A 12,982-nucleotide genomic window follows, 5' to 3' on the forward strand; every position below is an offset into this window, starting at 1 on the left:
GAAGGAATGAGTGAGCAGCAACGAGGAGCGAGGAGCGAGGAGCGAGGAAAGAGTGCGTAGCAACGAGGAACGAGTGAAGCGGCCACCCACCACCACTCGTTGCTCTTTCCTCTCCACTCGTTGCTCTTTCCTCCCCACTCGTTGCTCGTTTCTCCCCACTCGTTGCTCGTTTCTCCCCACTCGTTGCTCGTTTCTCCCCACTCGTTGCTCGTTTCTCTCCACTCGTTGCTCGTTTCTCCCCACTCGTTGCTCGTTTCTCTCCACTCGTTGCTCTTTCCTCTCCACTCGTTCCTAGTTTCTCGTCTCAAAGCGTGATCGGCTGGCTCAGGGTGGTCCATTCCGGCGGGGTCGGCCAGGCCGGTTCCTGGTTGCCTTCCAGCACCCGGCGCAGGTCGCGCACGTCGATCTGCGGGGCCAGGGCATGGACCAGGTCCAGGGCGTAGTCACGCAGGACCCGGTCACGCGGCAGTACCGCCCAGGCCACGCAGTCGGCCACCTGCGGCGGCGCGCCCCAGGCACGCAGGTCCTGGTCGCTGGCCGAGACCGCCATCTCCGCCAGCAGGCCCACTCCCAGCCCGGCGCGCACATAGGTCTTGATCAGGTCGGCATCCAGCGCGGTCAGGGCCAGGTCCGGCTCCAGCCCGGCGGCGGCGAAGGCACGCTGCAGCGAGGAGCCCGGGCGGGTCGAGGATTCGTAGGAAATCAGTGGAAAACCGGCCAGCTCGGCCAGGCTCGGCGCACTGCCCGGGCGGTCCAGCGCATGCCCGCGCGGCACCAGCACCAGCCGCCGCCAGCGGTACAGCGGCACCGCCAACCCGGCCGCTGGCGGCTCGCCGGTGGTGCTGACCACGGCGATATCGGCATCGCCCTGGCTGAACAGGCTCAAGGCATCGGCTTCGGCCGCCTGCTGCAGGTGCACGCTGACCTGCGGGTAGCGGCTCTTGACCTGGGCCACCGCCGGCGGCAGCACGAAGCGGGCCTGGGTATGGGTGGTGGTCAGCACCAGCTGGCCCTGGCTTTCACGCCGCTGGTTGGCGGCATAGGTGCGGATGTTGTTGGCCTCGGCCAGGACCAGACGGGCCCGGGCAATCACCTGCTCACCAGCCGGGGTCACCGCATCCAGGCTGCGGCCACGGCGTACGAACAGCAAAAACCCCAGCTCGTCCTCCAGCTGCTTGAGCTGTTTGGACAACCCGGGCTGGGTGGCATGCACCCGGCTGGCGGCCAGGGTGATGTTGAGTTCGGCATCGGCGATGGCGACCAGATAACGCAGCTGGGTCAGAGTCATGACGAAACGGCATGGCAACGAGGGGGGAAACCGACTGTAGACCAGATGCCGTGACATCCTTATAACCGGATGGAATAAAAGATTGGCATAAGGCCATTTCCCCCGGCCATAAGCCCGGGCGTAGCGTGACCACAACGCTCACCTGCCCGCCCCCGGTCCATGCGCACACTGGCGCACCCGGCGCGCAGCTTCACGGAGACCCCATGGCCATCTACGACTCCATCCTGGACACCATCGGCAAGACCCCGGTGGTCAAGCTCAACCGCATCGCCCCGGCCCATGTCAGCCTGTATGCCAAGGTCGAGTCCTTCAACCCGGCCGGCTCGGTCAAGGACCGCCTGGCCCTGGCGATCATTCTGGACGCGGAAAAGCGCGGCCTGATCAAGCCCGGCGACACCATCGTGGAGGCCACCAGCGGCAATACCGGCGTGGCCCTGGCCATGGTCTGCGCCGCGCGTGGCTACAAGTTCGTGGCCACCATGGTGGAAACCTTCTCGGTGGAACGGCGCAAGCTGATGCGCGCCTATGGCGCCAAGGTGATCCTGACCCCGGCCGCCGAACGCGGCACCGGCATGGTGCGCAAGGCGCGCGAGCTGGCCGAGGAACACGGCTGGTTTCTGGCCAGCCAGTTTGCCAACCCGGCCAATCCGGCCTTCCACCGCCAGACCACCGCTGCGGAAATCCTCAGCGACTTCGCCGGCAAGCCGCTGGATTACTTCGTCTCCGGCTGGGGCACCGGCGGCACCCTGACCGGGGTCGGCCAGATCCTGCGCGCGGCCCGCCCGGAAACCCGCATCATCGCCACCGAGCCGGCCGGTGCTGCCCTGCTCGCCGGCAAGGAATTCAGCCCGCACAAGATCCAGGGCTGGACCCCGGACTTCGTGCCCGAGGTGATCGACCGGCAGGTCTATCACGAGCTGCGCAGCATCAGCGACGATGCCGCGATCAGCACCTCGCGCCGGCTGGCCGCCGAGGAAGGCATCTTCGTCGGCATCAGTGCCGGCGCCACCATCGCCACCGCGCTGGAAGTGGCCAAGGACGCTCCGCAGGGCTCGGTCCTGCTGGCCATGCTGCCGGACACCGGAGAACGCTACTTCTCCACCCCGCTGTTTGCCGACATCAACGACGGTTCGGACGACGACTGGCTGGCCGGCCTGCCGTAACAATCAGCGAAAATAGAAACAATTGACCACAAAAGACCGCCGAAAGGCGGTCTTTTGCATTTGTCGCAGCTATTGAGAAAAGCATCACCCAGACTGCCCTGCGCCCTGCGCGCGATCACACGGAACTCATCGGCAGCAGCCTTAAATGACCCCTATGAACATCGAGATCTGGCAAGGCGACATCACCACCCTGGACGTCGACGCCATCGTCAACGCGGCCAATGCCAGCCTGCTTGGCGGCGGTGGGGTGGACGGCGCCATCCACCGTGCTGCCGGCCCCGGCCTGCTGGCCGAATGTACTGCCCTGGCCGAAGTACGCCGTGGTGTGCGTTGCCCCACCGGCGAAGTGCGCCTGACCGCCGGCCACCAACTCAGCGCCCGCCACATCATCCACACCGTGGGCCCGCGCTGGCTCGGCGGCAACCGTGACGAAGCCGCCCTGCTGGCCAACTGCTACTGGAAAAGCCTGCAGCTGGCCGAGCAGCTGGAGCTGGAATCGATCGCCTTCCCGGCCATCAGCTGCGGCGCCTACGGCTACCCGGTGCACCAGGCCGCACGCATCGCGGTGACCGAATGCGTGAGCTGGCAGCGCAGCCACCGCCTGCCGATCCGCATCATCCTCGGTGGCTACAACGCCAGCACCGTGCAGGCGCTGCAACAGGCCATGCGCGAACTCACCCCGCCCCCGCCTGTGGCCGGCAGCATACCGCCCACGATCCAGTTCCAGCCGTTGCAGGCAGGGTAAAAACAACAACGCCGGCTTGCGCCGGCGTTGCTGCATTACAGGGTGTGGTGATCAGCGATCAGCCTTCCCACTTGCCCTGGGCGGCCAGGCCGTTGGCCTTGGCGCGCTCGTACACGGTCTTCTGCGCAGCGGCGTAGTTGCCCGTCATGTCCTGGGCCCACAGCTTCAGTGCGGCCTGCTGCATGGCGCGGCCGTAGGAGAAGCTCAGCGGCCACGGCAGCTTGTCCAGCTGGTTCATGGCGTTGAGGTGGGCGGTGGACTGCTCGTCGGTCTGGCCGCCGGACAGGAACACGATGCCCGGCAGGATCGCCGGCACGGTGGACTTCAGGCACATCACGGTGGCTTCGGCCACTTCTTCCACGTCGACCTGCTCTTCGCAGTCCTTGCCCGGGATGACCATCGAGGCCTTCAGGATGGTGCCTTCCAGCACCACGTTCTGTGCGTACAGGGCATCAAACAGCGAGCGCAGGGTGGCTTCGGTGACTTCGTAGGAGGTCTCGATGTCGTGGTCGCCGTCCATGATCACTTCCGGCTCGACCATCGGCACCAGGCCACATTCCTGGCACAGGGCAGCGTAACGGGCCAGGGCGTGGGCGTTGGCATCGATGCAGGTGCCCGACGGCATGGACTCACCGATGTTGATCACGGCGCGCCACTTGGCAAAACGGGCACCCAGCTTGTAGTACTCCTTCAGGCGCTCGCGCAGGCCGTCCAGGCCTTCGGTGACCAGCTCGCCCGGGCAGCCGGCCAGCGGGTGGGCGCCCTTGTCGACCTTGATGCCCGGGATCATGCCGTTGTCGGCCATGAACTTGGCGAACGGCACGCCGTCCTTGGTCGACTGACGGATGGTCTCGTCAAACAGGATGGCGCCGGAGACGTACTCGTTGAGCTTCGGGGTGGTCAACAGCAGCTCGCGGTAGGCGCGGCGGTTTTCCTCGGTGTTTTCAATGCCGACGGCGGCAAAGCGCTTGGCAATGGTGGCGGAGGATTCGTCGATGGCGATGATGCCCTTACCCGGGGCGACCATTGCCTGTGCGGTTTCGGCCAGCTGTTCGATGCTCATGGAGTTTCTCGGAAGGCGGTGCGAAGGAAGCGGCGATTATAGCCGCCCCCGTCCGCCTTTTCCCTTCCGCCCTGGCACCATCATTCGGCGCTGTGCAGGTTCTCCAGCCCCACCGCCTGGCCGTCATCGCCGACCTGCAGCAGGCGCAGGGTATTGGTGGAGCCATGCACGGCCATGTTTTCGCCGCTGGTGAACACCACCCGGTCCCCGGCGGCCAGCCGCTGCAGCCTGGCCAGGTGGGCAATGGCCGCCCGCGCCGACTGCCGCGGGCTCAGCCCGCTGGTATCCAGATCCACCGGGAACACGTTGCGCATCAGGGCCATGCGCCGGCGCGAGGCGGCCGTGGCGGTGACTGCATAAATGGGCGCCTTGCCGTGGAAGCGCGACAGGTAACGGGCGGTGCCGCCGGATTCGGTCATCGCCACGATCGCGCGCACATCGATGTGCTCGGCCAGAAACATGGTGGCCATGGCGATGGCCTGGTCGGCCCGGCCCAGGCCGCGCTGGGCCTGCTCGAAATCGGTATCCATCTCGAACTGGCTTTCCGCCCCGCCGCAGATGCGGGCCATCGCCTCGACCGATTTCACCGGCCAGGCGCCGGCGGCGGTCTCGCCGGAGAGCATCACCGCATCGGTGCCGTCGAGCACGGCGTTGGCCACGTCCAGCACCTCGGCGCGGGTGGGCAGCGGCGAATCGACCATGGACTGCAACATCTGGGTGGCGGTGATCACCACCTTGTTCTGGGCCAGGGTGGCCTTGATGATCTTCTTCTGCAGGCCGGGCAGCTGGGCATCGCCGATTTCCACCCCCAGATCGCCACGGGCCACCATCACCACGTCGGAGGCGGCAATGATCTCCTCCAGGTTCTCCACCGCCTCGGTGCGCTCGATCTTGGACACCAGCGCAGCGTTGCTGCCGGCCGCCTGGGCCAGCGCGCGCGCATCGTGCATGTCCTGGGCATTGCGGCAGAAGGACACCGCGATGAAGTCCACGCCCAGGTCGGCCACATAGGCGATCAGCTCGGCATCGCGGGCGGTCAGCGCCCCCAGCGACAGGCCACCGCCCTGCTTGTTCAGGCCCTTGCGGTCGGACAGCACGCCGTCGTTGAGGACCCGGGTGATGATGCGTGCGCCCTGCACGTCCTCCACCTGCAGCTGCACCAGGCCGTCATCGAGCAGCAGCACATCGCCGGCCGCCACATCGCCGGGCAGGCCCAGATAGCTCACCGCCACCTGCTGGGCATCGCCCGGGCCGAGGTCGGGCTGCGCGACCAGGTCAAAACGCTGGCCCAGGACCAGGTTGACCTTGCCACCGGCAAAGCGTTCGATGCGGATCTTCGGCCCCGGTAGATCGGCCAGGATGCCGACATCGGCCCCCAGCTTGGCCGCCGCCGCGCGCACCACTGCGGCGCGGGCCGCCTGCTCGGACGGGTCGCCATGGCTGAAGTTCAAACGCACCGCATTGACCCCGGCGGCAATCAGCGCCTCGATCACGCCCGGGGCATCGGTGGCCGGGCCGAGGGTGGCAAGGATGCGGGTGCGGCGGGCAGTGCTGGTCATCGCGTACGACTCAAGGCCAAGGAACAGACCCTCACGCTAGCACGCGCACTGAAAACAACAACGTGCCCGGCTTGCGCTCAGTCGCAGGAAAACATGCCGGTATCACCGCCGTGCCGGGCCCGCCCGTGCTTCCTCACCGGCGCTCCATTGCCACCGCACGCCCGGCATGGAAGCGGAAACGGTAGGACAGACGGATCGCCAGCGGCGCCACTTGCGCGCGGCCATCGCTGCACTCGGCTTCTTCCTGCTGCCAGGTGCACATGCCGGCGCCGAAGAATTGCCACTGTGCCACCGCGGCCAACGCGGCATCGACAAACGGGGTGATGCCGGACTGGCTGGCGGCCACGCAATCGGGCACACCTTCAAGCAAGCGCGGTGAGTGCACCGCACCGTCTTCGCCGACCACAAACTCCACACAGACCGGCAGTTGCGCCGCCAACGCCGTGCCCCCGGCCGGATACGCGGGAAGTGGCTGCCGGTAAGGCAGCGCCATCACGAACCGTTGCTTGTCCTCCACCTCGGTACGCTCCGCGCCCTCGGGCAGGATCATTTCGTGTGCCACCCCGGTGCGCACGGCCTTGCCGGTACAGCCCACCAGCACCACACATACCACCGCCATCCCTACTGCCTGCAACCGCATCGGCACTGCCCTCCTGGCCAAGTAGTCGCCGGATGATCAGGCCTGCTCCTGATCCGGCCATGAAGCCTGACCCAGCGTTGACGGCGACACAAGCACGGCAATCACACCCTGCGCATGGCGCATGCAGACAACAAAAACGGGCAGACCCTGCGGCCTGCCCGTTGTGCGGCATGCCCCGTCCATGGTGGACGGGTATGTACTCAGCCGGCGCGGGCGGCCAGTGCGGCCACCGCCGGCAGGGTCTTGCCTTCCAGGAACTCGAGGAAGGCGCCACCACCGGTGGAGATGTAGCTGACCTCATTGGCGATGTCGTATTTGTCCACCGCGGCCAGGGTGTCGCCACCGCCGGCAATGGAGAACGCACTGGATGCCGCGATGGCGCGGGCCAGGGCCTCGGTGCCATGACCGAAGGCGTCAAATTCGAACACGCCCACCGGGCCATTCCAGACCACGGTGCCGGCCTTGGCGATCAGCGCGGCATAGGCGGCGGCGGTGTCCGGGCCGATGTCCAGGATCATGTCCTCGGCACCAACCTGGTCCACCGCCTTGACCGTGGCCGGGGCATCGGCGGCGAAGGCCGGGGCGACGACCACGTCAGTCGGCAGCGGGATGGCGGCGCCACGGGCCTGGGCATCGGCGACGATCTGGCGCGCAGTGTCCAGCAGGTCCATCTCCACCAGCGACTTGCCCACGCTGTGGCCGGCAGCGGCAATGAAGGTGTTGGCGATGCCACCGCCGACGATCAGCTGGTCCACCTTGCCCACCAGCGAGGACAGCAGCTCCAGCTTGGTCGAGACCTTGGAGCCGGCCACGATGGCCAACAGCGGGCGGGCCGGGTCGGCCAGGGCCTTGTCCAGGGCGTCCAGCTCGGCCATCAGCAGCGGCCCGCCGGCAGCAACCGGGGCAAAGCGGATCACGCCATGGGTGGAGGCCTGGGCGCGGTGGGCGGTGCCGAAGGCATCCATCACGAACACATCGCACAGGGCGGCGTACTTCTTGGACAGCGCCTCGTCGTCGGCCTTCTCGCCGACATTCATGCGGCAGTTTTCCAGCAGCACGACCTGGCCGGCGGCCACCTCGACGCCATCGACCCAGTCACGCAGCAACGGCACGTCCACGCCCAGCAGCTCGCTCAGGCGCTTGGCCACCGGGGCCAGCGAATCGGCCTGGCTCCACACCCCTTCCTTGGGACGGCCCAGGTGCGAGGTCACCATCACCGCCGCGCCCTTTTCCAGGGCCAGCTTGATGGTCGGCAGCGAGGCGCTGATGCGCTGCTCGGAAGTGATCTGCCCGGCCTCGTTGATCGGCACGTTCAGATCCTGGCGGATCAACACACGCTTGCCGGAAAGGTCGAGGTCAGTCATGCGGATGATGGACATGGCAGGATCTACTTCACGAAGGTGGGAAAGCGCCATTTTCGCCCGCGCCACCGCTGCGGGCAAACCTTGAGGAGCATCGCCATGTCCGTACGCCTGCCCCAACCCGAGCTGCATACCCCCCGCCTGCACCTGCGCGAGGTCAGGGGCGACGATGCGCTGGCCCTGTATGCCATCCATTCCGATGCGCAAGTGATGCGCTACTGGAGCTACCCGGCCTGGACCCAGCTGGCCCAGGCCCAGGCCAAGGTGGATGACATCGCCCGCCAGCGCCGCGAGCAGGACATCCTGGTCTGGGCCATTGCCGATGCCGACAGTGACCTGCTGATCGGCACCATTGCCGTGTTTGCCTGGAACAGCGAGCAGGGCCGGGCCGAGATCGGCTACAGCCTGCATCGCGATTGGCAGGGCCGCGGCCTGGCCAGCGAGGCGCTGCAACCGGTCATCGAGCACCTGTTCAATGAGCGCGGCCTGCGCCGGCTGGAAGCCGACATCGACCCGCGCAACCTGCCTTCCTGCCGGCTGGTGGAAAGATTCGGTTTCCAGCGCGAGGGCTTGCTGCGCCAGCGTTGGCAGCTCAATGGCGAGCTGTGTGACAGCGCCCTGTACGGCCTGCTGTGCCAGGACTTCCGCCCCGGCAGCTGATCGGCGCCGGGCGCCGGCAGCAAAACCTTTACGGTGCCGCTGGCATGCTCACTGCCGTCCCACATCCCGCACCACCCACAGCCCCCGGCGGAGAAACCATGAGCCTGCTGATCCGCGCCCGCAAACCCCTGACCTCGCCGTGGCCGGCGGCTGACCCCTTCCTGTTCTGTGCCTACCACCTGGATGCCTACCCGGCCAGCGATGGCGCCCAGGGCCTGCCGCCCGCCGCCCTGGCCGGCCGCGACCCCAACAGCGACTTCTCCCGCCGCGATGGCTTCAGCACCTACCACAGCCAGCCGATCCCGGGCTTTCCGGCCCATCCGCATCGCGGCTTCGAGACGGTGACCGTGGCCCGCAGCGGGCTGGTGGACCATTCCGACTCGCTCGGCGCCACCGCCCGCTATGGCCAGGGTGATGTGCAGTGGCTGACCGCCGGCGGCGGGGTGATGCATGCGGAGATGTTCCCGCTGGCCAATGCCGATGCCGACAACCCGCTGGACCTGTACCAGATCTGGCTCAACCTGCCGCCGGAAGACAAGATGGTGCCGGCCGCGTTCAAGATGCTGTGGGCACCGACCGTCCCCCATTACCGGTACAAGAACGCGCAAGGCGCCACTGCCACGGTGAGCATCATTGCCGGTGCCTACCTGCCGGTGGAACAGGGCCCGGAACTGGTGCCGCCCACGCCACCACCGTCCTCCTGGGCCGCCCGGCCCGATACCGACGTGGCGATCTGGCTGGTGGTCCTGGAACCCGGCGCCAGCATCACCCTGCCGGCCGCGCGCGATGTGCGCAGCCTGCGCACCCTGTACTTCCACTACGGCACGCAGATCCGTGTGGACGGCGAGCCCTCGCAGGGCCAGGAACTGTACGAAGTGGACGCCTCCAGTACGGTCGAACTGCACAACGACGGTGCCGACGAGGCCCGGGTGATGCTGATGCAGGGCGTGCCGATCCGTGCGCCGGTGTCAGCGATGGGCCCGTTCGTGATGAATACCGAACAGGAACTGTGGCAGGCCCGGGTCGACTTTGGCCGTACCCAGTTCGGCGGCTGGCCGTGGCCCGAACCCGGCCCGGTGCACCCGCTGGGCAAGGAGCGGTTTGCCCTGTACCCGGGCAGCAGCGAGGCGGAGTACCCACCGGCCAGCTGAGCCGCTACGCCGCTGCACTGCACATGGGATGGCGCGACCACCCCATGTGCCAACCGCAGCGGCGGTCAGGATGCGTCGCTATCGCGGTGCCGGCGCAGCAGGCTCAGGCCCATTGCGCCCACCAGCAGCGAACCGCCGAGCAATACCGCCCACAGCACCACGGTGGAACGGTCACGTTGCGGGCGCAGCGCCGCCTGACCGGCCAGCACCTGCTCATCGCCCAGGCGGGCAAGGCCCGGCTGCCAGTGGCTGCCGTGGCGCTGACGCATGACCTGCAGGGTGTCGGTGACCGGGGCGGCAGCCCGCTGCACCCGGCTGCTGCCGGCCGCCAGGCTGTACGGTGCCGGCCCCTGCAGCAGCCACAACAGCTGCTCGGGGCGGTAGCCCAGCATCAGCCGCGGCGCGGCGACAACCGCCCCGGACTCGGCCTGCAAGCGCCACTGGCGGTCACGCACGCCGGCCTGCAGCAATGGCTCGGCCACACTGTCGGTGCTGTCCAGCTGGTAAGACAGCCAAGGCCCGGCCCGCAGCTGCCAGGCCTGGCGCTCATCCTCGCGGCTGGCCAGGCGCCAGCGCACGGCGCTGTTGCCCTCCACCACCACCCGCACGGCACTGACCGGATAACGCCCGTCCAGCTCGAACAGCCAGCCATCGGGCGTGTGCGACTGCGCTGCCAGTTCGCGCCACTGCAGGTCGGCAGGCACGCTGGCGGCATCGGGCAACCGCGCCTGGATGGCGGTCAACGCGCTCAACTGGCCGCCGTCCAGCGGTTGCAGGCGCAGGTAACGGGCACCACCGGCCAGGGTCAACTGCATCTGCGCCAGCTGCCTGTCCCCCTGCTCCACCGCCACCAACTCGGCACGCGGCTGCAGCATGCGCCATTGGCGCAGGTCATCACTGCCCTCCACCTGCACGGCCAGTTGCAGCGCCGTGCTGGAACGATCCCAGTCCAGGCGGATCTGGCGTGCACCGTCGGCCAGGGCGCTGGCATCCACCAGCCAGCGCGTCGGCGTGGCCGACGCCGCTGGTGCCTGGATGCGGTTGTGCACCCCGGTCACCCGGCCCTGGGCATCGCGCTGCACCAGCACGCTCAGGTCATCGGCCTGACCGGCCGGGCTGCCAGGCAGGACAAACCACGGCAGGCTGCGCCACTGCGCTGCCACCGGCGGCGCCGCGGCAGCCAGCAGGTTGGCCGGCACCTGGGCCCCGGCCGCATCGAGCAGCAACAGGTCACTGGCATCGAGGCGGGCAATGCCGGCATAGACCGCCGGGGTCAGCGTCAGCTGCTGGATGGCCTGCGCCGGTTGCTCCAGCTGCAGCGGCCACTGCCGGTCCATATCGTTGCGCAGGTCCTGGCCCAGGGCCAGGACGGGCATCAACAACAGTGCGCTCATCAGGACTTTCATTGTTCTTCTCCTCCAGCCGATCCGGTCTGGCGTGGTGGCACCGGGGCAAAGTAGCCCACCACCGTAGCCAGCAGGCCATAGCCAATGAACGAGGCAATGCCGAGCAGGTTGCCCAGATGGTTGCGGTCCACCAGCAGCAGCTTGATCAGCACCACCGCCATCAACAAGGCACCGCCCAGCCACAGGTTGCGGTTGCCGCGGCGCGAACCAGCGATCCAGCCGGCCATGCCCAGCACGCTCCACAACAGGGTCAGGCTGGTCTGCCCGGGCACTGAAGTGGCCACAAAGGACCAGGCCACCCCGCCCAGATGGTGGACTGCGCGCAGGGCCGCCATGCTCAGCAGCAGCAACGCCGCCACTGCCCCCAGCACCGTCTGCACACGCTCCGGCAGCGACTGGCGGTGGTGTTCGCGCAACCACAGCCACGACAACACCAGCGCCGCGCCCAGGCCCAGTTCCAGCGGGTTGAGCAAGGGCAGCCACGGGAGCGGGCGGGCATCACCGGCAGCAAACAGCACAGACACCCACCAGCAGCCAAGGATCACGGCCACCACTGCCTGCAGCCCGCTGCGTCCGTTGGCATGGGCCTGTTGCAACGGCTCCACCATCCAGCGCCAGCGCCACTGCAGCAAGCCGGCCAGCAGCAGCCAGGGAAGGATCGCCGCCAGCGCGCGCCAGCTTGCACCCAGCGCAGTAGCGCCGACCACCACCCACAGGCACAGGCTCACGGCGGTGGCCCACAGCAGCCACCATGCGAGCTGGGCCAGCAGCGAAATCAGGCCGCTGCCGTGACGCAGGCAGTGCAGGCTGCGCAGGCCGGCCACCAACACCACCGCCCAGGCCAGGCCGCCCCAGCCGGCGAACGGCTGCTGATGGGCATCGGCCTGCAGCAACATCAATGGCAGCAGCAACAGCAAGGCCGCCAGTGCGGTGATGCGCAGCTCCGGCTGCGGCCAACGGCGCCACGCCTCGGCCGTCAGCCAGGCGGTGAGTACGGCCTGCACCAGCAAGGCATCGGCGCGGTTGTCCGCAGCGATGAAATGGACGATTTCCCACCCCACCGCCAGCGTCAACCAGCCCAGTGCCCACACGTAATACGGGCGCGCCAGTGGGTGCCGCGCACGCAGGCAGCACAGGTAGCTCGCCGCGCCGGCCAGCGCCAGCAGCAGGGCGCCGATGCACACCGGGTTGAGCACCGCGATGCGTGCGTGACTTCCATCACTGGCCGCCAGCAGCCAGGCAAAACCGGCAGCCAGCTGCAACAGGCCGCCGGACAGTTGCGGCAATCGGCGTTGTTGGCGCAAGCCCAGCCAGACCAAGGCGGCGCCCTCCAGGGCAAACACGCTGGCGGTGGCCGAGGCCGACAAGGCCAACGGCACGGCCAGGGTGGCAAACCCCACCGCCAGCACGGCCCAGCACTGGGCCAGGGCGCGGTAGTGGCTGCGGCCGATGAACACCCAGGCCAACAGCGCATAGATCGCGGCCACGCCCACCGCGCACAGCGCCAGCGGCATGGCCTGGGTCAGCAGTGCCGCCTGCAGGCCGAAGGCGACCAACGGGGTACCGAACACCAGGGTGCCGTCAATGCGGTCACCGGCCTGGGCCGGCTGGCGCCGCGCGTACAACAGCGGGATCAGCAGGTAGAACGCAAAGAACAGCAGCACGAACGGCTGGGTACTGGCGTAATGCTCCGGCCGGTAGTCCAGCACGCCCCAGCAGGTGCCGATACCGAAGGTGAAGGCAAAGCCGAGCAGGTTGAGGATCCGCCACGGCCGCCACCACGCGATGGCCAGCACCGCCAGGTTCAACAAGGCGTAGTAACTGAAGAGTGCGACATGGTTGCCGCTGCCACTGGACAGCCAGACCGGCGCCATGAAGCCGGCCAGGATGCCCAGCACCGCCAGGGTGCGCGAATGCTGCAGCACCGCCAGCAGGCACAGCCCGGC

11 protein-coding genes are annotated in these 12,982 nt (G+C 68.0%); 4 read left to right on the plus strand and 7 right to left on the minus strand.

Translation table 11 applies throughout. The features are described from left to right. Positions 1-304: 304 nt before the first annotated feature. The gene (locus ABB30_RS13355) at positions 305-1,288 is read right to left on the minus strand and encodes a LysR family transcriptional regulator (protein WP_057638818.1); all 984 of its coding nucleotides are present in this window, start codon (positions 1,286-1,288) and stop codon (positions 305-307) included. Between the two features lie 203 nt (positions 1,289-1,491). Here ABB30_RS13355 and cysK point away from each other — a divergent pair, with 203 nt between their 5' ends. Further along, on the plus strand, positions 1,492-2,451 hold the full coding sequence (gene cysK, locus ABB30_RS13360) for a cysteine synthase A (RefSeq protein WP_057638819.1): 960 nt from the start codon (positions 1,492-1,494) through the stop codon (positions 2,449-2,451). Between the two features lie 154 nt (positions 2,452-2,605). Beyond that, positions 2,606-3,196 carry an O-acetyl-ADP-ribose deacetylase gene (locus ABB30_RS13365; RefSeq protein WP_083489876.1) on the plus strand — a complete coding sequence of 197 codons (591 nt, stop codon included), beginning with the start codon at positions 2,606-2,608 and terminating at the stop codon, positions 3,194-3,196. Between the two features lie 58 nt (positions 3,197-3,254). Here ABB30_RS13365 and ABB30_RS13370 read toward each other — a convergent pair whose 3' ends face one another. The 4 genes from ABB30_RS13370 to ABB30_RS13385 all read right to left on the minus strand — a co-directional run bounded on the left by ABB30_RS13370 (position 3,255) and on the right by ABB30_RS13385 (position 7,837). Beyond that, positions 3,255-4,259, minus strand: a complete 1,005-nt coding sequence (locus ABB30_RS13370; protein ID WP_057638820.1) for a class I fructose-bisphosphate aldolase — start codon at positions 4,257-4,259, stop codon at positions 3,255-3,257. A gap of 80 nt (positions 4,260-4,339) precedes the next feature. Then, complete coding sequence (pyk, locus tag ABB30_RS13375) at positions 4,340-5,818, minus strand: pyruvate kinase (protein ID WP_057638821.1); 1,479 nt, start codon at positions 5,816-5,818, stop codon at positions 4,340-4,342. 133 nt (positions 5,819-5,951) lie between these two features. Further along, positions 5,952-6,437, minus strand: a complete 486-nt coding sequence (locus tag ABB30_RS13380) for an energy transducer TonB (protein ID WP_057638822.1) — start codon at positions 6,435-6,437, stop codon at positions 5,952-5,954. A gap of 221 nt (positions 6,438-6,658) precedes the next feature. Continuing rightward, positions 6,659-7,837, minus strand: coding sequence for a phosphoglycerate kinase (locus tag ABB30_RS13385; protein ID WP_057638823.1), 1,179 nt, complete (start codon positions 7,835-7,837; stop codon positions 6,659-6,661). An 81-nt stretch (positions 7,838-7,918) separates the two neighbouring features. On the opposite strand from ABB30_RS13385, the gene ABB30_RS13390 reads away from it, so the two are divergent. Both ABB30_RS13390 and ABB30_RS13395 read left to right on the plus strand, forming a co-directional pair. Next, positions 7,919-8,479, plus strand: a complete 561-nt coding sequence (locus ABB30_RS13390; RefSeq protein WP_057638824.1) for a GNAT family N-acetyltransferase — start codon at positions 7,919-7,921, stop codon at positions 8,477-8,479. 98 nt (positions 8,480-8,577) lie between these two features. Then, positions 8,578-9,630, plus strand: coding sequence for a pirin family protein (locus ABB30_RS13395; protein WP_057638825.1), 1,053 nt, complete (start codon positions 8,578-8,580; stop codon positions 9,628-9,630). 65 nt (positions 9,631-9,695) lie between these two features. Here ABB30_RS13395 and ABB30_RS13400 read toward each other — a convergent pair whose 3' ends face one another. Continuing rightward, entirely contained in the window at positions 9,696-11,036 is a 1,341-nt protein-coding gene (locus tag ABB30_RS13400) for a DUF3999 family protein (RefSeq protein WP_083489877.1), read from the minus strand. Next, a partial coding sequence (locus ABB30_RS13405; protein ID WP_057638827.1) for a DUF2339 domain-containing protein occupies positions 11,033-12,982 on the minus strand: 1,950 nt, incomplete at its 5' end. The genes ABB30_RS13405 and ABB30_RS13400, both read right to left, overlap by 4 nt.

This window comes from Stenotrophomonas ginsengisoli (assembly GCF_001431485.1).
Lineage (GTDB): Bacteria > Pseudomonadota > Gammaproteobacteria > Xanthomonadales > Xanthomonadaceae > Stenotrophomonas > Stenotrophomonas ginsengisoli.

Bases quoted from the DNA above. Each gene is read 5' to 3' on its own strand.
- ABB30_RS13355 (WP_057638818.1), bottom strand. From the start codon at position 1,288: ATGACTCTGACCCAGCTGCGTTATCTGGTCGCCATCGCCGATGCCGAA.
- cysK (WP_057638819.1), top strand. From the start codon at position 1,492: ATGGCCATCTACGACTCCATCCTGGACACCATCGGCAAGACCCCGGTG.
- ABB30_RS13365 (WP_083489876.1), top strand. From the start codon at position 2,606: ATGAACATCGAGATCTGGCAAGGCGACATCACCACCCTGGACGTCGAC.
- ABB30_RS13370 (WP_057638820.1), bottom strand. From the start codon at position 4,259: ATGAGCATCGAACAGCTGGCCGAAACCGCACAGGCAATGGTCGCCCCG.
- pyk (WP_057638821.1), bottom strand. From the start codon at position 5,818: ATGACCAGCACTGCCCGCCGCACCCGCATCCTTGCCACCCTCGGCCCG.
- ABB30_RS13380 (WP_057638822.1), bottom strand. From the start codon at position 6,437: ATGGCGGTGGTATGTGTGGTGCTGGTGGGCTGTACCGGCAAGGCCGTG.
- ABB30_RS13385 (WP_057638823.1), bottom strand. From the start codon at position 7,837: ATGTCCATCATCCGCATGACTGACCTCGACCTTTCCGGCAAGCGTGTG.
- ABB30_RS13390 (WP_057638824.1), top strand. From the start codon at position 7,919: ATGTCCGTACGCCTGCCCCAACCCGAGCTGCATACCCCCCGCCTGCAC.
- ABB30_RS13395 (WP_057638825.1), top strand. From the start codon at position 8,578: ATGAGCCTGCTGATCCGCGCCCGCAAACCCCTGACCTCGCCGTGGCCG.
- ABB30_RS13400 (WP_083489877.1), bottom strand. From the start codon at position 11,036: ATGAAAGTCCTGATGAGCGCACTGTTGTTGATGCCCGTCCTGGCCCTG.